The following is a 22,019-nucleotide window of genomic DNA, read 5'->3' as shown; positions in this document are numbered from 1 at the left end:
GATGGCAAGCATGTACGCTGAAAAACTGCGCATGGCCGCGGCGGTGCTGCTGGGCTTCGTGCTCATCTTCATCTGCCAGGTGGTCCATGCCCAAGCATGGATTGAACTCACCGGGCCGGCTCAGACATCCTACACGGCGCCTGCAACCTATCAGTTGCAGCTCAAGAGTGGCGTCAGAGGCACCGGCCCCAAGGCCGAGTACCTGTCGGACATACAACTCTTGCGCAATGGCCAGGTGATCTCGCGGCTTCCGAACGGGGCGTACACCGAAAACGGCATCTCGCCTGGAAGCTATCAGTATGTCTACAGGGCTTTTGCCGTACGCAATGTCAATGGTGATGAGTTCACGCGAGAGCTGACGTCGCCTGTCATCACGATCACGGTGGCCGCGCCACCGGCCCCCTTTGACGGTGCGGAGTATGTTTCCGCGAGCTGGCCGAGGTCAGCCGACAGGGGCACGCCGTTCAGCGGTACTGTCACGTTCCGGAACACCGGAAACACGACGTGGAGAGCGGGAGATGGCTACCGCTTGGGTCAAGCCGAACGCTATGTCCCCAGTGCTGCGAGACTGGGTATCGCCGACGTCGCCGTTCCCCATGACGTGGGCCCCGGCGGGACGGTTACCTTTACCTTCAACGGCGCGGCAGCCAATGAGAATGGACCGAGCACCCTCCAGTGGCAGATGAACCGCAATGGTGTTCGCTTTGGTAGCACCAGCAGCGAGCAGACCTTTGAGACGACCGGAAGGCTCAATCGCGGCGTCATGTATGAGCAAGAAGTCCCGACCAGCATGGAGGCCGGGCGGACCTATCGCGTCAAGCTGAAGTTCGTCAATACGGGCAATACCACGTGGTCGGCGTCTGCGGGCTATGCATTGGGTTCCTGGAATCCCAATGACAATGTCCGGTGGGGCAGGGCGCGGGTCCCAATGCCGAATGACGTCAGTCCACAGCTACCTGCGTTCTTTGAATTCGATGTGGTAGCTCCTTCATTGCCGGGTGTCTACAGCTTCCAATGGCGATTGCTGGAAGAGGGCAAAGAGTGGTTTGGTCGGGAAAGTGACAATGTCCAGGTCACGGTCAACGGGCCGCCGTCCAAGGTAATCGGCAATATCGATGGCGTCACCAGCGACGGTCAGATCCGAGGCTGGGCGTGTTCGACGGGCATTGATTCGTCAATCGACATTCATGTCTACACCGGTGGAGCCGCCGGCAGTGGCGGGACGATCTTCCTGACCGGCAAGGCCGACTTGGCGAGTGAGCCGGCCGTGGCTACGTCCTGCAAGGCCGGAGGCAATCATCGCTTCTCGCTTCCAATGAGCAACGAGCAGCGCCGCCAGCGTGCCGGACAACCGATCCACGTCCATGGAATATCCCCCGTTGGACAACCGAACAACGCTATTGGCGGTTCCGGTGTGTTCGTCGTTCCCGCAGCGCCCAGTGGCACTCTGTCTGTGTCCCCTGCGATGTGCCAGATTGCAGCTGGTGCGCAGACCTGCAACGTCACCCTGATCTGGTCGGCCACGGACTCCCGTGCAGAACTCAAGCGTGATGGCGGTTCTGTGGTCGGCAGCGGAGCGAGCGGTTCCATCGTGGTACCGATTGGCGCCGGCACGAATCGATTCACGCTTTCGGTTGCGGGTGATGCGATTGCCCAGGCGGCGGCCACCGCCAAGGCCGCTCCTACCTTGCCAGTCAATCCAGACAATCCGGCCCCGACCGTGGCCCGGCGATACGTCTACGACGACAATCTCCGGCTATGCAAGGTCATCGAGCCAGAAACCGGGGCGACCGTGTTTGGCTACGATGCGGCCGGCAATCTTGCCTGGAGTGCGGGCGGGCTGGAGTTGCCCAGCCTGACCGAATGCAACCGTGAGGCGCCGCAGATTGCAGCGCGCCGCGTTTCACGCAACTACGATGCCGGCAATCGCCTGCAGACGGTGGTCTATCCCGATGGTCTGGGTGATCAGCAGCTTGAGTACACACCTACGGGCCAGCTGAAGACTGAGAGGGTCTTCAATCAGGACCGTGTGCCAGTGGTGACCACCCGTAACTACAACTCTCTCGGGTCGGTGGTCAGCCAGAGCCGTGTCATAGGCAGCGCGAGCGCCCGAACGCTGGCATTTGGCTATGACCACATGGGTCAGCATGTTCGTACGGACTACCCCGATGGCTACTCCGTCCAGCAATCCTTGAATGCTCTGGGCCAGCCCGTGCGGCTACAGGATGGCACTGGCGCCGTACTCGCCAGCAACATCGCCTACTTCCCCAGTGGTGAAATCGCCGCGCTGACCTACGGCAATGGCATCGTACGTGGCGTAACCGAGAATGCGCGACAGTTGACCAGCCGCATCGTTGACAGTGGCATGGTCGATCTGAATTACAGCTATGACGCGACGGGAAACATCAGCCAGATCAGCGATGCCGTACGCGGCGACTCCTGGAAGATCAGCTTGGGCTACGATCGCCTTGATCGATTGATTCAGGCCCGCGCGCCGGCATTTGGAGGGAATGGGCAGTACACGTTCGGCTATGACACGTCGGACAACATCGTTTCGATGCGATTGCCAGGGAAGCGGGAGCGCACGTTCCATTATGACACCCGCAATCGCCTGGAACTGCTGCGAGACCCCAGCGGCAACGGCGTCTCTGGCTTCTCCTACGACGCGGCAGGCAATCTGGCGGTGCGTAACGGCCAGACGTTCACCTACGACATGGGTGGCCAGCTCCGTTCCGCTGGAGATGTACAGAAATACTTCTACGACGGAGCCGGACTGCGTGCCTACGCAACAGCATCAACGTCGGCACCGACATCAGAAAATTCACCCATGTTGGGCGAGACGCCCATCACGGGTAGCCAGAACTGGGATGTGTCCATTCCAGAGCGCGGTGGCGGTGAACTTGGTTTCTTGGCGAGTGATCTGGATCGCTCCTGGCAGTACCTCGTGGGCGGGGAGCTGATCGAATCCACCCAAGGTGGGGAAACGTCCGACTACATCTATCTCGGCAAGAGACTGCTGGCTATTCGCACCAGCTCTGCCACGGGCGCAACGCTCACCTATCTTCATCACGATGCACTCAATACGCTGGTGGCAACGAGCAGGGCTAATGGAGAGGTGCTGACGCGTCACTTCTGGTCACCGTATGGCGAGGCAGACGCGGCGCCTGCTGCGAAGATTCCAGGCTACTCAGGCCACCTGGCAGACCCCGACACGGGACTGGTCTACATGGGGCGGCGCTACTACGACCCGCAACTGGCGAGGTTCATTTCTCCCGATCCGTTGGCTGCCAGCACCTCCGGAGGGCCAAATTTCAATCGCTATCGGTACGCCAGCAACAACCCATTCCGATTCTCTGATCCCACAGGCGCGTGTGATCAGGTAACCGGGTCACACATGTGCAATGGCAGCGGGTTCGCCGGGGCAAACCTGACCGGTGCGCCGTCGCCGACACCTGGCGGAGTGCCCCAGCACGATCCCAACGCCCCCGCGCCTGCGGAGACCGTTAAGGCTACAGGCCTGGGCGCCATCGCGGAGTATTTTGATGAACGGAATTTCTTCACCGGGCAGGGAAGCTTGACCGATTTCGACGCCGTGTCGGAGGCGATCGTCGTTCCGTTGATGAACTCTCCAACGGGATCAACTGCTGCTGGCGGCCTCAAGCTTGCCTCCGCCATGGTGGTACTGCGCGAAGCTAATGCGGCCAAGGGCTTTGGGAGTCTTTCGCGAGCAGCTGAGTTTGGAGTGATGCCCTATAATGCGCTGCGCAAGGCGGTAGCTGGAACAGGGCTTAAGAGCCACCATCTCATTGAGAAGAGGTTTGCCGCAGTGGTGGGGCAGAAGCAATCTCAGATGCTCTCCGTCGCAGTAACGGAGGCAGAGCATCAACCCTTTACGAATGCGTGGCGGAGAGCTTTCCCATACGGAACCAACTACAGGCAATTGAGTGCAGATCAGGTTATGAACAAGGCCCGCGAAATTTATGCGAACTATCCAGCATTCCTTAGGGAACTAGGTCTTTGAGGTCTATTTGTTCATGAAGGTAAGGTATCGTTTCACCTTTGCTTGGACAGCTAAGCGCGCGCTAAAGCTCGAGCAGATCGGCGCCACTGTTGATCCGCCGTCTGACTTCAGCGGGGAGTGCATTATTGGTGTCGTCCATTCGATGGAAGGGGCTCCAGAATGGGCGGGTGTTTCCTCGCTGATCAGGGACTGGGGCGGCTCTTTCCTTGTAACGACGGATTTTTCGGCCACAGAGATTGCCGCTGCTGATTACTGTGAGCTGCAGGTTACGCATGCAAATGGGTATCCTCAGCCGGAAGACGATTTTGGGTTTCGGGCGCAAACCTACGACACTTCGAAATACTGTGATGAGTGCGGAGCCTGGGCTGTCCAGATTGCGCCTTTCCGTGTGCGGAAGTCATTGAAGTGGGGGCGTAACGCATTCCTCAAACTGTTCTGGGTTGAAGATGCGATCTTCATGCATAAGGATGTCTGGCAAGCGCATCTTGCTCCACTTGGTATTGAGGCGTGGCCGGTTGAGGACACCAAGGGAAATGTTCTTGATCACATCGTGCAGCTACGTGTTGACACGAGCGTGGCGTTACAGATGGATGAGGACTTGGGGGTTCGCTGTCCGAAATGTGGGCGTGTTCGCTACACAGGCCCAGAGCGAGGGTTCTTGCCAGCGCCAGTTGGCAATCCAGACCTTCCCATCTTCCGCAGCGAGCAGTTCTTTGGAGCAGGCCACCAGTCTTCCAACGCCATTCTCATCAGGCGGGATGTGGTCGCGGTGATTCAGTCGGCCAAGATGAGGGGAGCTAAGCTATGGCCTTGTGCCGCGCCAGAATAGGCTCCAGGTGTTGTGAAGCAGCTGGGAATTCCTACTGGCTCCAACTCTTGAGAGGGTCGACCCACCCCAATTGTGAGTAGCATGACGATTTGGAGTTCAAGCACCAATTGGACACCTCTCTTCATCAGGCACCACCCTACCCAAGCGCCCAAAGCGCGCCTCTACCCACGACGGCCCAGCACGCTCCACCAACAACCGACCCTGGCTCTGGTAGATGTCCAGCCAGCGTCCGAAGCTGATGCGCAGCCGTTCGATATCCGGCGCGCGCCACACTGCACCGGCGGGCATCCGTATCAGTACACGCGAGGGCGCGTTCTCCACGTCCATCACCACAACGCCCTTGCATCGGATCTCGAAGGACGTTGCCTTGGCATGGCGCGCGTGCAGTTCAAAATCCTCATCAGCCTTCGCGGTCACGAAGCCGCGCGCATCACTGTGCAGCAGGCGGTAATCGGCCGGCTGTAGCTTCTGGTAGGCCCACACTTGATCGCCCGCTGGCTCGGGCCACTGCACCCACATCGCGCCGATCACCGCGACGCACACCGCTGCAGCGGCAAGGCCGTGCATCTTCATTCGTCACCCCGCACGCAGGCAGAAAACCCCGCGCCACAAGCGCGCTCAGTCCTTGGGGCGCATCCGTTCGTGGATGAAGGCGGTCAGCGCGAGATCGGCCATCACCAGCCCCTCTATCACCCGGTCGCCCACGTACTGCTCCGGCTCGCCGTTCTGGCGCGTGCGCTCGGCCGCCAGCAGGATCTCCTGCACGATGCGCTGGCCGGTGAGCGCGCAGTCGGCGTCGGACAACTGCATCTGCCGGCTACGCAGGTGGTGGCGTTCTGGCCACGGCTGGCCGTCGGCCGCAGCACCCGCACCGATGGCGTGGAGGATGGCGATGAGGCTGTTCGGGTCCGGGGCTGGAGCGTTCGAGCGCGCTTCGTGGATGGGGCGCGAGGGCGGGGAGTGCGGTGTGGTCATGGCGGGCTCCGTGCATGCAGGCGGACGCCGCCACCGATAAAGGTGGCGGACAGGGCGTGGCTCGAAAACCGGTTGCTAGACAAAGCCGGCGGGTACAAGACCCCCACGCCCCGCCCGCCATAGCCGGCAGACGGATTGCCAGCCGGCACCACGCGAGGTGATGCCGGCTGGCAAGCGCAAACTTACGTCTAGCAATCCGGGTTTTCGAGTCCCGACCACCGATGCACGGTGGCGAAGTAACGATTACCTGCTGTTGTTCGGAATGCCAACGGGTAGGGGTCAATGCCGCCAAAACCCGAGACGCTTTTGGCATTGTCGCATAGCACCGGAAGAGGCGAGAGCCTTGGCGTGCTAGGCGGAACGGCACTTCTGGAACGGAGTCGTCAGAACCTTCCCCCAGAGACGCAAGGGGCGGCAAATGCGACAACATTGGTCCGACGGCCGCTGATGGGTGCCGCGTACTTTGCCCCAAGGCGTGAGTGACTTTCTGCCTATTGACCCCACAGGGCGTCACGCAGAATCTGACTACTGCTGTAGTCACCCGGAACTGTCCTGCCCGGAGCAGGAAGGATCTGCGGCGTTTGAACGGATTCCACCCACCGGCGCAGGCCAAAACAAGGATCACTGCACGTGTTACGCCGCAATCGACTTCTTCTGTCTGCGGGTCTGGTCCCGCTACCGTGGTTCCTGTTCTGGACCAGCGTTGCCGCTGTGTTCGCGCCGGGCTACAACCCGCTTGCACAACACGCCAGCGAGCTGCTGCAGGCGCCGACGCTCTCAAGCATCTGCGCCAGGATTGCTGCCATCGGCTCCGGTGTGGGGTTTGTGGCGTTTGCCATTGGGGTATGGCGGGAGTCCGGCCGCCGGATTGCCGTAGGCGCGATCTGCTGGATGATCTTTGGCATCTCCATGCTGACCAATGGGCTCTGGCCCATGGGCCATCCGATGCACGGCTTCTACACCATCGGTATCGCAAACATCATCGCACCGGCGATGTCGCACATCGAACTGAGTGCGTGGTCTGCCAACCGAAGGGCGTACGCTGTGACCGCATTGGTGAGCATCGCGGGAATCGTCTATCTCTGGTTGAACGTGGTGGGATCGGATCCGGAAGGCTACCGGGGGCTGACTCAGCGTCTGTTCTCGTCGATCAACTCGCTGTGGCCATTTGTGGTTGCGCTGTACCTGCTGCGCAGGGGTTCCAACGAGCTGAAGACGCACCTCGTGCACTGATGGGGACACATGCGGGTTGATGTGTTCAAGTAGTGGCCCGCCCACTACTTCTGACTGGATGAAGGACCTCACGCGATGAAACTTCCAGCCCGCTTCTGGGTGCATCTTTTCAGCCATCTGGGGTTCGTCGCGATCCTGGCCGGGTTGTTGGCCGGCTGGGTCGGGACGTTCTTCGAAGCCCTTGCCGGTCATTCCGTCACCGCGACCGACGGCGCCAGGTTGGGCAACGTTGGAACGCTGTTCGGGTTCTGCATGCTTGCCCTGTTGCTGCTGGGAGCACTGACAATTACCGGCGAACTGTTCGGGCTGATCAGGCCATACGACCGCAAGGCGCCCTACCGGCACGAGGCGCAGGCGGTGCATCGGAAGGTGCTGCTGGTCGTCGTGGCGGTACTGTCCTGGGCGGGCCTTACGGCGGCGTTCGTCATTGGGTCGATGATGCGCTCCGGCTAGGCGGAGGTGGTGCTGGGTCCGTCTCTGGCCGGTAGTGACATCAAAGCGGCGCACGTACTGGAAGAGATTCAGAAGAGGACAATTGGATTCCGATGGCCGCATTCGATCATTCCCTGGTAACCCTCCGATTCTTCGGGGACGACCTCTTGCCAGACGAGATCAGTGCCTTGCTCGGGGCGACTCCAACCGTTTCGCATCACAAGGGGGAGGAACTTAAGGGCAGCCAATCAGGCACCGTGCGTATCGCCAGGACCGGAAGCTGGCGACTCAGCGCGCCTCGTCGTGAGCCAGAAGATCTGGAGGCTCAGATCTTCGAGATCCTTGATCAACTCACCGGAGATCTCGCCATATGGGAATCACTGGCGCGGTTTCGGCCTGACCTGTTCTGCGGTCTCTTCATGGGCAGTGGCAATGATGGTGTCTCGCTTTCGCCCCGCGCGCTGCTTGCCTTGGGACAACGTGGCATCGAGCTCGGGCTGGACATCTACGATGCCGAGGAAGAGGTGCGCAATGCCCAACGCCAGTAGATCATCAATTGATGATCTCCCCACTCCCTGACGCAACATATTCCTTCAACTGCCGAAGGAACTCCGCGTCGTAGAGCTCCCACTCCACAAATTTCCTCGACCACCCGCAAGAGCTGTGCACTCCGATACGACCGCGTCGGGTTCCCGGGAAACTTCTTGTTGGTCACGTTCGGATCGTCCTCGAACGGCCCGGTCGGCACCACCACATACACGCGCGGCCGCCCCTCACTGCGAGCCATCTCCGCAGCCAGCCCAGCGCCTTTGGCAATCGTGGTGAAGTAGATGTGGTTCATCACCACGCTGTCGCGATAGTTGGACCGGAACCCCGCGCTCAGCAGTTCGCCCACCGCGAGTCCAGATCGCGCACGGCTGTTTCCAGCGCATCCAGCTTCTCGCGGGTCTTCAGCAGCATGGCGCGCTGCGCTTCGCACTCTTTGCGGGTGACCAGGTCGAGCTTGGCCAGGCCGGCCTGGTCAAGCTCTTGACGGTGGCCTGCGGTTCCGCTCAATTGCTGTGGCGCCTGTTCACATCCACGCGGGATTCATTGCTGAAAACGATGTGGTTCAATTCTTCGTTGAGGCAGGCTGCGACGAAGCCATTGGACATGGCCCACTCATCGCAGCCGATGATCCCAAGGTTGTCCGTGGGAGGTCCATACATCTTCTCCAGTTCTGCACGCACACGCGCTCGTTCACCCTCGGACATCGAAGGGAACTCCATGGCAAGCATGGTGGCTTTCCCATCGCGGAGAAAGGCGACGAATTTCCCGGAAGTCCCCAGGTAGACGGCGCCTTGTCCCACGCAACTGGATTCACAGCTGGCAGTAGGAAATGCCTTGCGAATCTCTGCTGCAGTGGCACCAAGGTGGAGGCCATTCATGTTGAAAGTAGCAGCTGTCGCTGCTGCTACGTTCTGCGAGAGCCAGAGTGATACGCAGAGCAACAGCAGTGACGTAACCGCGAGCCGCAAGATCGATTGATTCATCGGGATATTTCCATGGCGCGACGAGCTGCCAGGATTGCTTGCTGATCCATTCCTGGGTGATTCGCTTCGTACGTGAGCAGTAGGGCGCTTGCCCGTGGATCACCAGCATCACGGGCGGCCATGATCCCTGCAGCGGCAGACTCTGGTGACTGTGGGTAGGCCAGCGTGGAGAACATCGCACCGAGGAGATAGCCCGAGAATGGACTCTTGTGGCTAGACTGAACCTGGGTCGAAAACTCGTAGGCTTTGAGGGCGTAGGATGCGGCGGGGCTTGCTTTGTAGGCGGTGTCATCGACGCCGCGCAGGTGCAAATATGGCGTGGCACGCTCGAGCATCCTGTCAATGTAGAAAGCCATCGCCTTACCGTCACCGCTGCTCGCCCATTGCTGCAGCTGGTTGTCGCTCATCGTTCGTGCCTGGAGCCACTCGTCGATGCTGGGGAAGCCAGAGTCCTCCAGGTAACGCCGCTCCTGTTCGTTCTCATAGGCGACGGCGCCGAAGTAGCGGTTATTGATTGAATCCAGGTACGCGGCCTTGTCTTCAGACATGCGGCGCACTTCCTGCTCCCATGAGATGGAAGCAGAACTGTCCGCGTTGGGGCGATCGGGTTTTGGCTGAATGATTGTGGCGGGTGTCCTGCTTGTATGGTCGTTGTCAGCAGCCGTTGGAGGGGGCTGCGTTGTGTCGGACACAGGATTCTCGGTAGCCGTGCAGCCGAAGAGCAAAGCCAGTTGAGCAAGCAAGAGGAGGAGGCGAACGCGCATTGTCATGTGAGTTCTCTACAAGCACTAGTTGCAGGAGTTGGCGCGGGTGCCATCTACCCACACTGCGCGCGATCTTCCCGCATTTGAACTTGAGTGAGCGAACTATGCAAACCCCGACGCCGGGACCGCCCGATCATAGAGGCCAGCACCGCCGGGTTATACGTTTCATTCAATTGAGCTTGGGTTCTGATTTGTCAGACCGATAGCCATCATTCGGTCCATGGCGCGCGGCTCCATTGTCGAAATGCCTTCAGTGCGGAGAGCTGGGGCGCAGGAAGTAATGCCCCGGGGCTATTGGAAGAGGTCGCGGCACGGCTTCGGCGTCACATGGACATCAGTTGATAATGTCGCCGGTGCCAGAAGCAACAAACGCCCTCAACTGCCGAACGAATTCCGCGTCGTAAAGCTCCCACTCCACAATCTCCCCAACCACCCGCAACGGCTCCGCACTCCGATACGACCGCGTTGGATTCCCGGGAAATTTCTTGTTGGTGACATTCGGGTCGTCCTCAAACGGCCCGGTCGGCTCCACCACATACACACGCGGTCGCCCCTCACCCTTGGCCATCTCCGCAGCCAACCCAGCGCCTTTGGCAATCGTGGTGAAGTAGATGTGGTTCATCACCACACTGTCGCGATAGTTGGACCGGAACCCCGCGCTCAGCAGTTCGCCCACCGCGAGGTCTGCGCGGGTGCCGTGATAGAACGGCCCGGCGACCTGGTCGCAGGTGTCATGCGAAACGGGTGTCCATTCGGTGTCCTGCGCCATCGGCACTGCCCCTGCGTGTCCTGCCGGATCGACAGGCCGGCGAGTCTAGGGCGCCCGGTGGGCCTTGCTGCAAGGCCCCATCCGGGAAATAATCTGTAAACGGGAGGCGCGGTGCGCCTCTTTTTTTCATTCTGCGGCGGCGCGCCCTTCCAGCTCACGCACGGCGGTTTCCAGTGCGTCCAGCTTCTCGCGGGTCTTCAGCAGCACGGCGCGCTGCACTTCGAACTCCTCGCGGGTGACCAGGTCGAGTTTGGCCAGGCCGGCCTGCAGCGCGCTCTTGAAGGTGGCCTGCAGTTCCTCGCGCGATTCGCGCAGGCCCGGCGGCACCAGGTCGCTGAGGCGACGGGCGAGGTCATCGATGTGGTTCAGGTCGATCATGGGGTGCTCCGTGGGGTAGGGCGGGCCGTGCAGGCCACAAGGATACTGCTGGGCCGGGCGCCCGCACAGGCATGGGCTGTTTCGCACTGCGCGTGTTCAGGCGCTATCCTCCACGCCGGAAGACAGGAGATAGACGATGAAGATGGTCATGGCGGTGATCAAGCCGTTCAAGCTCGACGACGTGCGCGAAGCGCTGGCCGAGCGTGGGGTCACCGGGATCACGGTGACGGAAGTGAAGGGCTTTGGTCGCCAGAAGGGCCACACCGAGCTGTACCGTGGCGCGGAGTATGTGGTCGATTTCCTGCCGAAGGTGAAGCTGGAAGTGGCGGTGACCGATGACCAGGTTGAGGCGGTGGTTGAGGCGATCGTGAAGGCGGCAGGCACCGGCAAGATTGGTGACGGCAAGGTGTTCGTGTACGACCTGGGCAGCGTGGTGCGTATTCGTACCGGTGAGTTGGACGCGGACGCGTTGTAAGCGCGCCGCGGGCTGTCGGCGCACGACAGGGATGCCGGGGTGCGACGAGGTAGAATCGACTGTTAGTCGACTTGCGCGCGCAGCGCGGGGTTTTCCGGCTTCGGAACGAAGAGCAGTCGACTAACAGTCGACTCTACCTGGTCGGGCGCACGCAGCCGCCGAGGCATCATCCCCGTCGGGGCATCCAGCCCCAACGACGTTGTCCCATCCCATCGGGCGATCCATCGCCGCCCGAAAGACACGACACCTACCGGCGCTTCGCCCACTTATAGAACCGCTTCCAGCCCTGGCGCACGGCGGCGACCCAGCCTGGGTCGGCCACCAGTGCGGCCTGCGCGGCACTCGGGGCCTGGCCGGTCACGCGCTGGCGGATCTTCAGCAGGTTCTTCATGTCGCTGCGGCGCATCTGCCGGCTCAGCGGGCCGCGGCGCAGCCAGCGGGGTACGCGCCAGGCCGAGGTGAAATCCAGCAGCACCGGCACGCCGCCACTGACCACCACATTGGTGCCATGCAGGTCGTTATGGGTAATGCCGGCGGCGTGCAGGCGGCTGAGCGCGTGCTGCAGCTGCTCGAATACTTCATTGCCGACGGCCTGCGCAGTGCTCAGGGTCTGGCCGGGAATGAACTCCATGCCCAGCGCCAGGCCACCGAGGGTGCCGAGCAGCGCGGGGGCATGCTTCCAGCCGCCGAGGCGCTGCAGCATGCGGGCTTCACGTCGCACCATCAGTCGCGCGATCAGTGAAACGGGAGTGCCGCGGTAGCGGGAATAGTCCTTGATGACCGCCTCGCGCCCGTCCAGGCAGGTGCGATAGACGTCGGGGGCCAGGAAGCGTTCGCCGCGCTTGAGCAGCAGCGGGGTGGCGGCGTCGTCGCCGCAGGAGGAAGGGGGCAGAGCAGGAAGATACATGTCGGGGTCTCGGACGACCCGGTGGGTGGCGCAAAGCGTCAAGCGAACCGGTGTTACAGGGAGTTACTAAGTTTTCGTTAATTTTAGTACTCGTCAGTTCGCTATTCCACGATTTGTCGGAGAAATGTCGGGGTCGTGGCTGGAACAGTTCGTCACGCTGAATCGGACAATTCCGTCTCACTTGTTGGAATGGGCCTTTCAGATCAGGCAGTTGTGCCTTCCTACCGTCCATTCATTCGCGTTCCGCTGAACGCCATGCACGCCCGGCTTGACCCCGACGCACGGCCTGCCGACCATAAGCTGTTAATTCGCGACATCGGCGGCCGCCCCTCTCCGGCACGTCCCCGTCCCCTGCCGCGGTCCCCTCCGGTGCTGGCTGTCCGGCCGTGCATCGCCCTGTTTCCCGTTCCGGCTGCGGCTGGAGGAAAGTGCTTTGATCATCAAAATCGTCATCGCAGCGCTGTTCGTCGCCTGCGTGCTGTACATCCACTTCCGTGGCAAGGTCCGCGCGCGCTGGTCGCGCCAGCTGCTGGACCACTCCAGTTTCATGGCCCCGATCAACGTGGTCATGTACATGTTCTCGAAGGTGCCGACCACGCCTTTCCTGGACCCGGCCAAGGAATTCCCGCAGCTGGAGCCGCTGCGCCAGAACTGGCAGATGATCCGCGACGAGGCGCTGGCGCTGCGCGATGCGCAGGCGATCGCCGCGTCCAGCACGTTCAACGACGCCGGCTTCAATTCGTTCTTCCGCCGTGGTTGGAAGCGCTTCTACCTGAAGTGGTACGGCCCGTCGCACCCGTCGGCGAAGGCGATGTGCCCGAAGACCACCGCGCTGCTGGAGTCGCTGCCGGACGTGCGTGCAGCGATGTTCGCGCAGCTGCCGTCGGGCAGCGAGCTGCGCCCGCACCGCGATCCGTTCGCCGGTTCGCTGCGCCTGCACCTGGGCCTGGCCACGCCGAACAACGACGGCTGCTACATCGAAGTGGACGGTATCAAGAAGAGCTGGCGCGACGGTGAGTGGATGATGTTCGACGAGACCTACATCCACCACGCGCACAACGAGACGCCCGATGATCGCGTGATCCTGTTCTGTGACATCGCCCGCCCGCTGCACTTCGGCCTGCCGGGGCTGTTCAATCGTGCGGTGGCAGCCACGCTGCTGGCCGGTGGTGCGTCGCCGAACCTGCCGGGTGACCCGACCGGTGGCGTCAACAAGGCGTTCGGCAGCGTCTACAAGGTGCGCCTGAAGGCCAAGGCACTGCGCGAGCGCAGCGTGGTGGCTTACCAGGTCATCAAGTGGGGCTTGGTGGTGGCGGTGATTGCGGGTATCTGGGCGCTGTAAGCGGACCGCCGCCGAGCATGGCCCGGCGCTACCGGAAAACGAAAAAACCCGCGCTGTCGCCAGCGCGGGTTTTTGCTTTGGTAGGTGCCAACCTTGGTTGGCACGCTTTCCGATCAGCCCTTCAGTGCCGCCTGCACGAACGGCGGGGTCACCAGCACGCCGGTGTGCAGCGCGGCGGTGTAGTACAGGGTCTCGAAGGTCTTGGCGGCCGAGTCGGCCTGGCGGAAGTCGAAGCTGCTTTCGCCCTTGCGCGCCAGCGTCACGCTCCACCAGCCGGTGGGGTAGCACGGCTGCGGGAACGGCAGGGTCTTGAACGAGCCGAAGCCGGCCTTGCCCATCTCGGTGCGCATTTCGTTGATCAGCTCCAGCTGCATCAGCGGCGATTCGGACTGCTGCACCAGGATGCCGTCGTCCTTCAGGGCCTTGAAGCAGCTTGCGTAGAAGGCCTTGTTGAACAGGCCTTCACCCGGGCCGACCGGATCGGTCGAGTCCACGATCACCACGTCCACGCTGCCGGCCGGGCAGTTGGCCATGTAGGCCACGCCGTCGTCGAACAGCAGCTCGGCGCGCGGGTCGTCGTTGGAATCGCACAGTTCCGGGAAGTGCTTGCGCGCCATCACCGTGACCTGCTCGTCGATATCGCACTGGGTCACGCTCTCCACGCCCTTGTGCTTGAGCACTTCGCGCAGGGTGCCGCAGTCGCCGCCGCCGATGATCACCACGCGCTTGGGCGCGGCATGGGTGAACAGCACCGGGTGGCTGATCATCTCGTGGTAGAAGAAGTTGTCCTTGCTGGTCAGCATGATGGCCCCGTCGATGGTCATCAGGTTGCCCCAGTCAGTGGTCTGGAAGATCTCGATCTTCTGGAACGGCGACTGCACCTCGTCCAGCTTGCCGGTGATGCGGTAGCCGATGGCCGAGCCCGTGCGCTCGAAGTGTTCGATGTACCAGTTGTTGCTGTCAGTCATTGGAAAACAGTCCTGTTCGGAGGGGTGAAGCCGGGCTGGCGGGCGGGGCCGCGTGGCACAGATGCCACATCCGGACGGATCGGCCCGTTCAGGTTGGAACCTGCCACGGGCGCGGGCGCGCATGATAACGAACCTGTGGGCATATAGGCGTTATCATGCCCCCCTTTTATTGCCAACAAGGCCGACTGCAATGACCGATTGGTCCCTCGACCAAGCCCGCAAGACCTACTCGATCCCGCATTGGGCGGACGGCTACTTCGACGTGGATCAGGCCGGGCACATGGTAGTGAGACCGACCGGGGCAGACGGCCCGGTGGTGTCGCTGCCCAAGGTGGTGGACGCGGCCCGTGCGGCCGGTGCCAAGCTGCCGCTGCTGGTGCGCTTCCCGGACATCCTGGGCCAGCGCCTGGGCAAGCTGCAGGCGGCCTTCACCCAGGCCCGCGCCGATTGGGATTACGCCGGTGGCTACACCGCCGTCTATCCGATCAAGGTGAACCAGCACCGCGGTGTGGCCGGCACCCTGGCCAGCCATCACGGTGAGGGCTTTGGCCTGGAAGCGGGCAGCAAGCCGGAACTGATGGCGGTGCTGGCGCTGTCGCGCCCGGGCGGCCTGATCGTCTGCAACGGCTACAAGGACCGCGAGTACATCCGTCTGGCCCTGATCGGCCGCAAGCTGGGCCTGCAGACCTTCATCGTTATCGAGAAGCCGTCCGAGCTGAAGCTGGTGCTGGAAGAATCCAAGGCGCTGGATGTGAAGCCGGGCCTGGGCGTGCGCATGCGCCTGGCCTCGCTGGGCGCTGGCAAGTGGCAGAACAGCGGTGGCGACAAGGCCAAGTTCGGCCTGTCGCCGCGCCAGCTGCTGGACCTGTGGAAGTCGCTGCGCGATACCGAATACGCCGACTGTCTGAGCCTGCTGCATTTCCACATGGGCTCGCAGATCTCCAACGTGCGCGACATCGCCAACGGGATGCGCGAAGCCACCCGCTACTTCGTCGAACTGTCACAGCTGGGCGCGAAGATCACCCATGTGGACGTCGGCGGCGGCCTGGGCGTGGATTACGAAGGCACCCGTTCGCGCAGCTTCTGCTCGATCAACTACGGGCTGCATTCGTATGCCAGCAACATCGTGCAGCCGCTGGCCAATGCCTGCGAAGAACATGGCCTGACCCCGCCGCGCATCGTCACCGAGTGCGGCCGCGCGATGACCGCGCACCATGCGGTGCTGATCGCCAACGTGTCTGAAGTGGAACAGGCGCAGGAAGGCCGCGTGCCGGACCAGCACGACGACGAGCCGGCTTCGATCCGCCACCTGCGCGAGATCCACGAGGAACTGGACGTGCGCCCGGCGGTGGAACTGTTCCAGGAAGCGCAGCATTTCCATGCCGAGGGCCTGTCCAGCTACGCGCTGGGCCAGATCGACCTGCCGCAGCGTGCGCGCATCGACGATCTGTTCTACGCCATTGCCCACGGTGTGCGTGCGCGCCTGAGCTATGACGAAAAGAGCCATCGCCCGGCGCTGGACGAACTGAACGAGCGCCTGGTCGACAAGTACTTCGTCAACTTCAGCGTGTTCGAATCGATTCCCGATGCGTGGGCGATCGACCAGGTGTTTCCGATCGTGCCGATCGAGCGCCTGAACGAGACGCCGGACCGTCGCGGCATCATCGCCGACATGACCTGCGATTCCGATGGCATGGTCAAGACCTATGTCGAGAACGAAAGCCTGGACAGCTCGCTGCCGCTGCACGCAATGAAGCATGGCGAGAGCTACCGCATCGGCTTCTTCATGGTCGGCGCCTACCAGGAAATCCTGGGCGACATCCACAACCTGTTCGGCGATACCGATGCGGTGGAAGTGCTGGCCGATGCCGATGGCTACGCCATCACCCAGCAGCGTCGCGGCGATACCACCGACGTGATGCTGGACTACGTGGGCTACAAGCTGGATGACCTGCGTGCGGCCTACGCCGAACGCGTGGCTTCGGCCGACCTGTCGCCGGAGCGCGCGCAGGAGCTGTCCGAAGCGCTGGAAGCCGGCCTGACCGGCTACACCTACCTGTCCGACGAACCGCTGGTCTGAGGTAAACGGGAACGCCGGGCATGGCCCGGCGCTACCGGCCCTGATGAGCGCCCGCGCGATCTTCCACCTGTTCCTGCATGCCGCCGTGCCAGCGTTGCTGGCATGGCTGTTCTGGCGCAAGCGCTTCGCCTCGGCGTGGCTGCTGATGCTGCTGGGCTGGATCATCGATCTGGACCATCTGCTGGCCGACCCGATCTATGCACCGAACCGCTGCAGCATCGGTTTCCACCCGCTGCACACCGCACCGGCGATTGCGGTCTATGCCGGGCTGTGCGTGCCGAAGAAAACGCGGTTGTTCGGCATCGGTTTGATCATCCACATCGTGCTGGACGCGATTGACTGCTGGTGGATGCATCACCGTTGATGCATGGGTGGATGCCGACCTTGGTCGGCGCTTTTGATGCGTGTCGACCAAGGTCGACACCTACCGGGTGCACGGCGACCAGTCGAATTGACGCTTGGTAGAGCCGGCCGTCAGGTTGGCCGCTTCACCCCAACGGCAACCACAACGTCGCACGCAATCCCGGCTGCGCATTCTCAAGCGCCAAGCGCCCGCCATAACTGGCGGCGATATCCCCCACAATCGCCAGGCCCAGCCCACTGCTGCCCTCGCGCTCATCCAGCCGCACGCCACGCTGCGTGACCTGTGACAGTGACTCCGCGGCCAGGCCCGGACCGTCATCACGTACTTCGATGCGTAGCTGCCCGTCACTGCTGTCTGCGGTGACGTCCACCTGCTGTTGCGCCCACCGCCCGGCGTTATCCAGCAGGTTGCCCAGCATTTCTTCCAGATCGGCACTGGCACCGGCGAACTGCAGCGCCGGATCGATGCCTTCCGCCGTGAACGCAATGCCGCGTTCGCCATGCACGCGTGCCATCAGCCTGCACAGTGCTTGCGCGACAGCGGCCACGTCGGTGCGCTGGCGATGGTCGGCGGCCAGCCCGGCAGCCAGGTAACGGTCAACACTGGCCTGCATGCGTGCGCTTTGCTCGCGCACGGTGGTGCGCCAGTGCGTGCCGTCGCCATCGGCCTCGGTGGCCAGCACGCTCAGCGGGGTTTTCAGCGCATGCGCCAGATCCTGTGCGCTGGTACGCGCGCGCGCCACCATGCGTTGCTGGTGCTCCAAAAGCGCGTTGAGTTCTTCGCCCAGCGGTGCGACCTCCGCACCCAGCCCCTGTGTATCGATGCGCTGCGCGTCGCCGCGACGCACCCGTTCCAGCTGTGCACCGAGGCGATGCAGCGGACGCAATCCGAAGTGCACCTGGCTGGCCAGCACTGCCAGCCACGCGGCTACCAGCACGGCCAGGGCGATGGCCGTGCGCTGACGGAATGCGGCCACATCCGCATCCAGCGCACTGCGGTCGGTGGCGACCACGACCACGAACGGCTCGCTGGCGCGCGGCAACCGCACCTGCTGCACACGTGCGCGCAGGGATTGCTGCAGCGGCCCGCTCAGATTGCGCGTGGCCGGCCCGCTGGTCGTGGCCGGCAGGGTTTCATCCCACAGCGAGCGCGACTGCAGCAGCACACGGCCATCGGCACCGGCGATCTGCCAGTACGCACCGGAAAACACCCGCTGGAAGCGCGCGTCGTTCGGTTCCTGGCGCAGGCGCAGCTGTCCTTCCGGATCCACTTCGGCCTGTGCCAGCAGGGTCAGCATGTCCTGCTGCAGTTCGTGGTCGAGCCGGTCACGCGCGCTGCGCTTGAACAGTTCGCCCAGCAGTGAACTGGCCAGCAGCGAGACCAGCAGCAGGCCGACGCCGCCGGCCAGCAGCAGGCGCCGTCGCAGCGATGGCTGCCGGGTCATGGCGCGGCCAGCCGCCAACCCTGGCCGCGCACGGTCTGGATCAGCTCGGTGCCGAGCTTGCGACGCACCCGCCCCAGCAGCACGTCCAGCGCGTTCGAGTCCGGATCGTGGCCGCCCTCGAACACCTGTTCGCCCAGACGGTCGCGGCCGATCACCTGGCCGCTGTGGTGGATGAAGTAACTGAGCAGGCGGAACTCCTGCGGGCTCAGCGACAGCGCCTGCCCATCCAGTTCGAAGCGGCCTGCATTGACGTCCAGTTGCAGCGGGCCGCAGTGCAGGCGCGGGCTGGCATGGCCATGGCTGCGGCGGATCAGTGCGCGCAAGCGCAGCACCAGTTCGTCGGCCTGGAACGGTTTGGTCAGGTAGTCGTCGGCGCCGGCATCGAAGCCGGCCAGCTTGTCGTGCCAGCGCCCGCGCGCGGTCAGCACCAGCACCGGAAAGCTGCGGCCATTGCCGCGCCAGCGCTCGATCACGCTCAATCCGTCCAGCCCGGGCAGGCCGAGGTCGACGATGGCGGCCTGCAGGTCTTCGATCTGGCCGATTTCCTCGGCCTCGCGCCCGTCGGCAACCACGTGCACCACGTAGCCGGCCTGTTCCAGCAGGGGCAGCAGGCGCTGTGCCAGCGCAGCATCGTCTTCGGCCAACAGGATGCGCATCAGTCGTCCAGCTCCGTCTTCAGCAGCTTTCCGCTGCGCGCATCATAGTCCAGCTCCACCACCACGCCGTCGCCGCGCAGGATCTCCACTTCGTAGACGCCATCGTCCAGCTCCACTTCCAGCAGCTGGCCCGGGTAGCGCTTGAGGGCATCGCGCACCACGCTTTCCAATGGCACGTAACGGCCCTGCTGCACGGCGCGGCGCGCGACCTGCTGCGCCGGGTCCTGTGCAGGCGCGGCGGCGGTCGGGGCGCTGGCCAGGGCCAGCAGCAGGGGCAGGGTCGCAAGCATGGTGGATGCGGAAAGGTAAGGGGAACAGGCATGAGTGTGCCGGTGGCGACTAACCGTTGGCTAACAGGGGCGGCTAAGACGTTGTTAACCACGGGGTGCATCGTGGCGTTGCCGGGATGGTCCGGTCACGAACACGAACAGGAGAACCCCCATGTTGAAGTCGCTCACCCTCGCCACTGTTGCTCTGCTGGCCATCGCACCGGCTGTACAGGCCGCGCCGCTGGGCATGGCCCAGGTCGAACAGACCCTGCGCAAGGCCGGCTACACCCAGATCCACGAGATCGAGCGCGATGATGGCCTGTGGGAGGCTGACGTGAGCCGCGCCGACGGCCGCTTCAGCGAGGTCTACGTTGACCCCAAGACCGGCGAGATCTTCGATGAGCACAGCAGCCGCGCACTGTTGACCACCGAGCAGGTGCTGGCACGGGCACAGGCGCATGGCCTGCGCGAGATCCATTCGCTGGAACGCGATGGTGCGACGTGGTCGCTGGAAGCGCGCAATGCCCGCAACCAGAAGGTGGACGTGCGCCTGAGCGGATATGACGGCCGCATCCTGCACAGCGAGCGCGATGGCTGGCTGGATTGATTCGCGTGCCGGTAGGTGCCGACCTTGGTCGGCACGGAAAGCAGAGCGTGTCGACCAAGGTCGACACCCACCGGCACATGCAAGGTCGACACCTACCGGACACGTGCACCGGTAGTGGCCGACCTTGGTCGGCCCAGGCCCGACGCGGGGCTTACCAACCAAACGGCGGCGGGTAATCCCAATAGCCCGGGCCGCGGCCGTAGTAGCCGCCGTACGGGCCGTAGAAGCCTGGGCCCTTGCCTTCGCTCACGTGGATGTTGACGTTGACCCCATGGGTCTTGCCTTCATCGGTGGTGTAGTTCTTGCTGAGGTTCAGGGTGGCGGCGTTGTAGTGGCTGTTGCCGCCGTTCTTGGAATAACCGATGCCGGTGGTGAAGCTGCCAGACACCTTGACCTTGTCGTCGGTGACGTCGGCGATCTTCGCGTCGTCGTGCACGCGCGGGCCGCTCTTGTCGCCGTAGAACGTGCCCGGCGGGTCCTGCTTCAGGCTCGCATCGTTCAGATAGCGCATCGGTGCCTGCGGCAGCGACAGATCCAGCCCGGTCGCCTGCGGCGCGGTCGCGCCAGCAGCGGACTGGGCCAGCACGGTTCCCGGCAGGGCCAGGCACAGCAGCAGGGTCAGGGGGCGGATCATGACGGCGCTCCAGCGGACAGGTGGCCACGCAACACGCGGCGGTACAGGCCGACGCTAGCAGGGGCTGCTTGAATGATGCCTGTCGGCGCCGGCTTGCGGTAGGGCCGGGCCATGCCGGGAGGCGGTCACAACCGCCCGAACCCGAACAGCCCCTGCAGCGGGTGCTTGCGCCGCTCGATCCGGGCCCGCAGCAGCTGCGCGCCGATCATCGAATAGGTGATGCCGTTGCCGCCGTAGGCCATGGCGAAGTGCACCCGTGGCCCCCATTGATCGTGCGGGCCGAAGAACGGCAGGCCGTCCGCCGTTTCGGCGAAGGTGCCGGCCCAGGAAAACGCCGGCACCGGGTCCAGCCGTGGGAACCAATGCAGCAGCTGTTTCATCAGCTTGTCGGCCTTGCGTTCTACGCGCCGATCGCGGCGGGCGGGAATGTCGATGGCGTCGTCCAGGCCGCCCACCAGCAGGCGGCGATCGCCGGTGGCGCGCAGGTACAGGTAGGGACGTGCACTCTCCCACACCATCGTGTTCCGCAGCCGGCCCAGCACGTCTGCATCGATCGGGTCGGTAATGAAGGCATAGCTGCTGCGGTTACGTGCGACGCGCTGCTGCAGCCAGGTCTGGTTGGCGTAGCCCATTGCCAGCACCACATGGCGGGCGTGGATCGTGGCGCCGCCCTCGGTGAGTGCGGTCACCCCCCGCGCGCTGGGCGTGAGCGTGTGCAGCACCGTACGGTCATGCACATTGCCGCCGCGCCGGCGCACGCGCTGCAGCAACCCATAGGTCAGGCGATAGGGATCGACCCGTGCCGCCTGGCGTGTGAGCAGGGCACCACCGGCGTCCACGTCGAAGCGTTCCTGCAGTGCCTCCGGGCCGAGCCAGCGGGCATCCAGGCCAATGCTGCGCCGGGCCTCACCCTCGGCCATCAGGGTGGGGACGTCACGGTGGCGGCTGGCCAGGTACAGGCTGTCCATGCGCTGGAAATCAACGTCTTTCAGACCGCGAGCGACCTCGCCCAGCGCCGGAATCGCCTCGGCACAGGCCCGGTAGGCCAGCGCGGCGGCGTCCTGGCCATAGCTTTGGGCCAGTTCCAGCAGATGGGTATCTATCTCGTACTGCAGCAGCGCTGTGCTGGCGGCGGTACTGCCCCAGCCGATGTCGCGCTGCTCGATCACCGCCACGTCGTGGCCATGCCGGGACAGTTCGTCGGCAATCAGCGCGCCGGTGATGCCGCCGCCGACCACCAGCACGTCGCAGCGCAGGTCCTGCTGCAGCGGGGGAAAGGCGTGGACCAGGCCGTTGCGTACCGCCCACCACGGGTAGCCACTCTTGAGGTCCATGGTCGT

The 22,019-nt window shown here is 63.4% G+C and carries 24 protein-coding genes and 1 pseudogene; 10 read left to right on the top strand and 15 right to left on the bottom strand.

Going from position 1 to position 22,019, the window contains the following annotated elements:
- Positions 1-10 precede the first annotated feature (10 nt).
- Together V9K93_RS07725 and V9K93_RS07720 are read left to right on the top strand one after the other, a co-directional pair.
- Positions 11-4,021 (top strand): RHS repeat domain-containing protein, encoded by a 4,011-nt coding sequence (locus V9K93_RS07725; protein ID WP_337302298.1) that lies wholly within the window; start codon positions 11-13, stop codon positions 4,019-4,021.
- A 13-nt stretch (positions 4,022-4,034) separates the two neighbouring features.
- Positions 4,035-4,850, top strand: coding sequence for a hypothetical protein (locus tag V9K93_RS07720; protein WP_337302297.1), 816 nt, complete (start codon positions 4,035-4,037; stop codon positions 4,848-4,850).
- 96 nt (positions 4,851-4,946) lie between these two features.
- On the opposite strand, the gene V9K93_RS07715 is transcribed toward V9K93_RS07720, so the two are convergent.
- Positions 4,947-5,423 carry a cold-shock protein gene (locus V9K93_RS07715; protein WP_337302296.1) on the bottom strand — a complete coding sequence of 159 codons (477 nt, stop codon included), beginning with the start codon at positions 5,421-5,423 and terminating at the stop codon, positions 4,947-4,949.
- 45 nt (positions 5,424-5,468) lie between these two features.
- Positions 5,469-5,825 (bottom strand): hypothetical protein, encoded by a 357-nt coding sequence (locus V9K93_RS07710; RefSeq protein ID WP_295380056.1) that lies wholly within the window; start codon positions 5,823-5,825, stop codon positions 5,469-5,471.
- 630 nt (positions 5,826-6,455) lie between these two features.
- On the opposite strand from V9K93_RS07710, the gene V9K93_RS07705 reads away from it, so the two are divergent.
- From V9K93_RS07705 to V9K93_RS07695, 3 genes are all read left to right on the top strand, one after another.
- Entirely contained in the window at positions 6,456-7,058 is a 603-nt protein-coding gene (locus tag V9K93_RS07705; RefSeq protein WP_046984192.1) for a DUF998 domain-containing protein, read from the top strand.
- Positions 7,059-7,133: 75 nt separating this feature from the next.
- Positions 7,134-7,511 carry a hypothetical protein gene (locus tag V9K93_RS07700; protein WP_136639284.1) on the top strand — a complete coding sequence of 126 codons (378 nt, stop codon included), beginning with the start codon at positions 7,134-7,136 and terminating at the stop codon, positions 7,509-7,511.
- Between the two features lie 92 nt (positions 7,512-7,603).
- On the top strand, positions 7,604-8,038 hold the full coding sequence (locus tag V9K93_RS07695) for a DUF4279 domain-containing protein (RefSeq protein ID WP_295380055.1): 435 nt from the start codon (positions 7,604-7,606) through the stop codon (positions 8,036-8,038).
- Positions 8,039-8,042: 4 nt separating this feature from the next.
- Here the strand turns inward: V9K93_RS07695 and V9K93_RS07690 are convergent.
- The 6 genes and pseudogenes from V9K93_RS07690 to ubiK all read right to left on the bottom strand — a co-directional run bounded on the left by V9K93_RS07690 (position 8,043) and on the right by ubiK (position 10,933).
- A pseudogene (locus tag V9K93_RS07690) lies at positions 8,043-8,385 on the bottom strand (NAD(+)--rifampin ADP-ribosyltransferase).
- The gene (locus V9K93_RS07685; protein ID WP_136639282.1) at positions 8,370-8,579 is read right to left on the bottom strand and encodes an accessory factor UbiK family protein; all 210 of its coding nucleotides are present in this window, start codon (positions 8,577-8,579) and stop codon (positions 8,370-8,372) included. The pseudogene V9K93_RS07690 and the gene V9K93_RS07685 overlap by 16 nt, the downstream one beginning before the upstream one ends.
- The gene (locus V9K93_RS07680; protein ID WP_337302295.1) at positions 8,543-9,022 is read right to left on the bottom strand and encodes a hypothetical protein; all 480 of its coding nucleotides are present in this window, start codon (positions 9,020-9,022) and stop codon (positions 8,543-8,545) included. Before V9K93_RS07680 ends, V9K93_RS07685 begins: the two co-directional genes overlap by 37 nt.
- Positions 9,019-9,570, bottom strand: coding sequence for a hypothetical protein (locus V9K93_RS07675; protein ID WP_295380054.1), 552 nt, complete (start codon positions 9,568-9,570; stop codon positions 9,019-9,021). The genes V9K93_RS07680 and V9K93_RS07675 overlap by 4 nt, the downstream gene beginning before the upstream one ends.
- A 550-nt stretch (positions 9,571-10,120) precedes the next feature.
- A complete protein-coding gene (gene arr / locus V9K93_RS07670; protein WP_136639279.1) occupies positions 10,121-10,555 on the bottom strand; it encodes an NAD(+)--rifampin ADP-ribosyltransferase in 435 nt (144 codons plus the stop codon).
- A 126-nt stretch (positions 10,556-10,681) separates the two neighbouring features.
- The gene (ubiK, locus tag V9K93_RS07665) at positions 10,682-10,933 is read right to left on the bottom strand and encodes a ubiquinone biosynthesis accessory factor UbiK (RefSeq protein WP_136639278.1); all 252 of its coding nucleotides are present in this window, start codon (positions 10,931-10,933) and stop codon (positions 10,682-10,684) included.
- A 136-nt stretch (positions 10,934-11,069) separates the two neighbouring features.
- On the opposite strand from ubiK, the gene V9K93_RS07660 reads away from it, so the two are divergent.
- Positions 11,070-11,408: a P-II family nitrogen regulator gene (locus tag V9K93_RS07660; protein WP_005411374.1), complete on the top strand. Its 339-nt coding sequence runs from the start codon at positions 11,070-11,072 to the stop codon at positions 11,406-11,408.
- Between the two features lie 247 nt (positions 11,409-11,655).
- On the opposite strand, the gene V9K93_RS07655 is transcribed toward V9K93_RS07660, so the two are convergent.
- Positions 11,656-12,315 (bottom strand): RIO1 family regulatory kinase/ATPase domain-containing protein, encoded by a 660-nt coding sequence (locus V9K93_RS07655; protein WP_295380051.1) that lies wholly within the window; start codon positions 12,313-12,315, stop codon positions 11,656-11,658.
- 436 nt (positions 12,316-12,751) lie between these two features.
- On the opposite strand from V9K93_RS07655, the gene V9K93_RS07650 reads away from it, so the two are divergent.
- Positions 12,752-13,657, top strand: coding sequence for an aspartyl/asparaginyl beta-hydroxylase domain-containing protein (locus V9K93_RS07650; RefSeq protein WP_167796846.1), 906 nt, complete (start codon positions 12,752-12,754; stop codon positions 13,655-13,657).
- A gap of 113 nt (positions 13,658-13,770) precedes the next feature.
- On the opposite strand, the gene speE is transcribed toward V9K93_RS07650, so the two are convergent.
- Complete coding sequence (speE, locus tag V9K93_RS07645) at positions 13,771-14,625, bottom strand: polyamine aminopropyltransferase (protein WP_295380049.1); 855 nt, start codon at positions 14,623-14,625, stop codon at positions 13,771-13,773.
- Positions 14,626-14,815: 190 nt separating this feature from the next.
- Between speE and speA the strand changes: the two genes are divergently transcribed.
- Positions 14,816-16,705, top strand: coding sequence for an arginine decarboxylase (gene speA, locus V9K93_RS07640; RefSeq protein ID WP_046984198.1), 1,890 nt, complete (start codon positions 14,816-14,818; stop codon positions 16,703-16,705).
- A 43-nt stretch (positions 16,706-16,748) separates the two neighbouring features.
- The gene (locus V9K93_RS07635) at positions 16,749-17,069 is read left to right on the top strand and encodes a DUF6122 family protein (protein ID WP_005411369.1); all 321 of its coding nucleotides are present in this window, start codon (positions 16,749-16,751) and stop codon (positions 17,067-17,069) included.
- 124 nt (positions 17,070-17,193) lie between these two features.
- On the opposite strand, the gene V9K93_RS07630 is transcribed toward V9K93_RS07635, so the two are convergent.
- The 3 genes from V9K93_RS07630 to V9K93_RS07620 are packed head-to-tail and all read right to left on the bottom strand — an operon-like array spanning position 17,194 to position 19,459.
- Positions 17,194-18,513, bottom strand: coding sequence for a sensor histidine kinase (locus V9K93_RS07630; RefSeq protein WP_136639273.1), 1,320 nt, complete (start codon positions 18,511-18,513; stop codon positions 17,194-17,196).
- The gene (locus tag V9K93_RS07625) at positions 18,510-19,169 is read right to left on the bottom strand and encodes a response regulator transcription factor (RefSeq protein WP_337302294.1); all 660 of its coding nucleotides are present in this window, start codon (positions 19,167-19,169) and stop codon (positions 18,510-18,512) included. The genes V9K93_RS07630 and V9K93_RS07625 overlap by 4 nt, the downstream gene beginning before the upstream one ends.
- Positions 19,169-19,459, bottom strand: coding sequence for a PepSY domain-containing protein (locus V9K93_RS07620; RefSeq protein WP_099589012.1), 291 nt, complete (start codon positions 19,457-19,459; stop codon positions 19,169-19,171). The genes V9K93_RS07625 and V9K93_RS07620 overlap by 1 nt, the downstream gene beginning before the upstream one ends.
- Positions 19,460-19,610: 151 nt before the next feature.
- Here V9K93_RS07620 and V9K93_RS07615 point away from each other — a divergent pair, with 151 nt between their 5' ends.
- A complete protein-coding gene (locus V9K93_RS07615) occupies positions 19,611-20,045 on the top strand; it encodes a PepSY domain-containing protein (RefSeq protein WP_046984202.1) in 435 nt (144 codons plus the stop codon).
- A 151-nt stretch (positions 20,046-20,196) separates the two neighbouring features.
- Here the strand turns inward: V9K93_RS07615 and V9K93_RS07610 are convergent, their stop codons facing one another.
- Together V9K93_RS07610 and V9K93_RS07605 are read right to left on the bottom strand one after the other, a co-directional pair.
- Positions 20,197-20,679, bottom strand: coding sequence for a hypothetical protein (locus V9K93_RS07610; protein WP_006399397.1), 483 nt, complete (start codon positions 20,677-20,679; stop codon positions 20,197-20,199).
- 125 nt (positions 20,680-20,804) lie between these two features.
- Positions 20,805-22,013, bottom strand: coding sequence for an NAD(P)/FAD-dependent oxidoreductase (locus V9K93_RS07605; protein ID WP_337302293.1), 1,209 nt, complete (start codon positions 22,011-22,013; stop codon positions 20,805-20,807).
- Positions 22,014-22,019: the final 6 nt, after the last annotated feature.

It is taken from the genome of Stenotrophomonas sp. CCNWLW162, from assembly GCF_037203745.1.
Lineage (GTDB): Bacteria > Pseudomonadota > Gammaproteobacteria > Xanthomonadales > Xanthomonadaceae > Stenotrophomonas > Stenotrophomonas maltophilia_AQ.
Note: the sequence above shows the minus strand (reverse complement) of the source record. Positions and strands in the feature narration are given on the sequence as shown.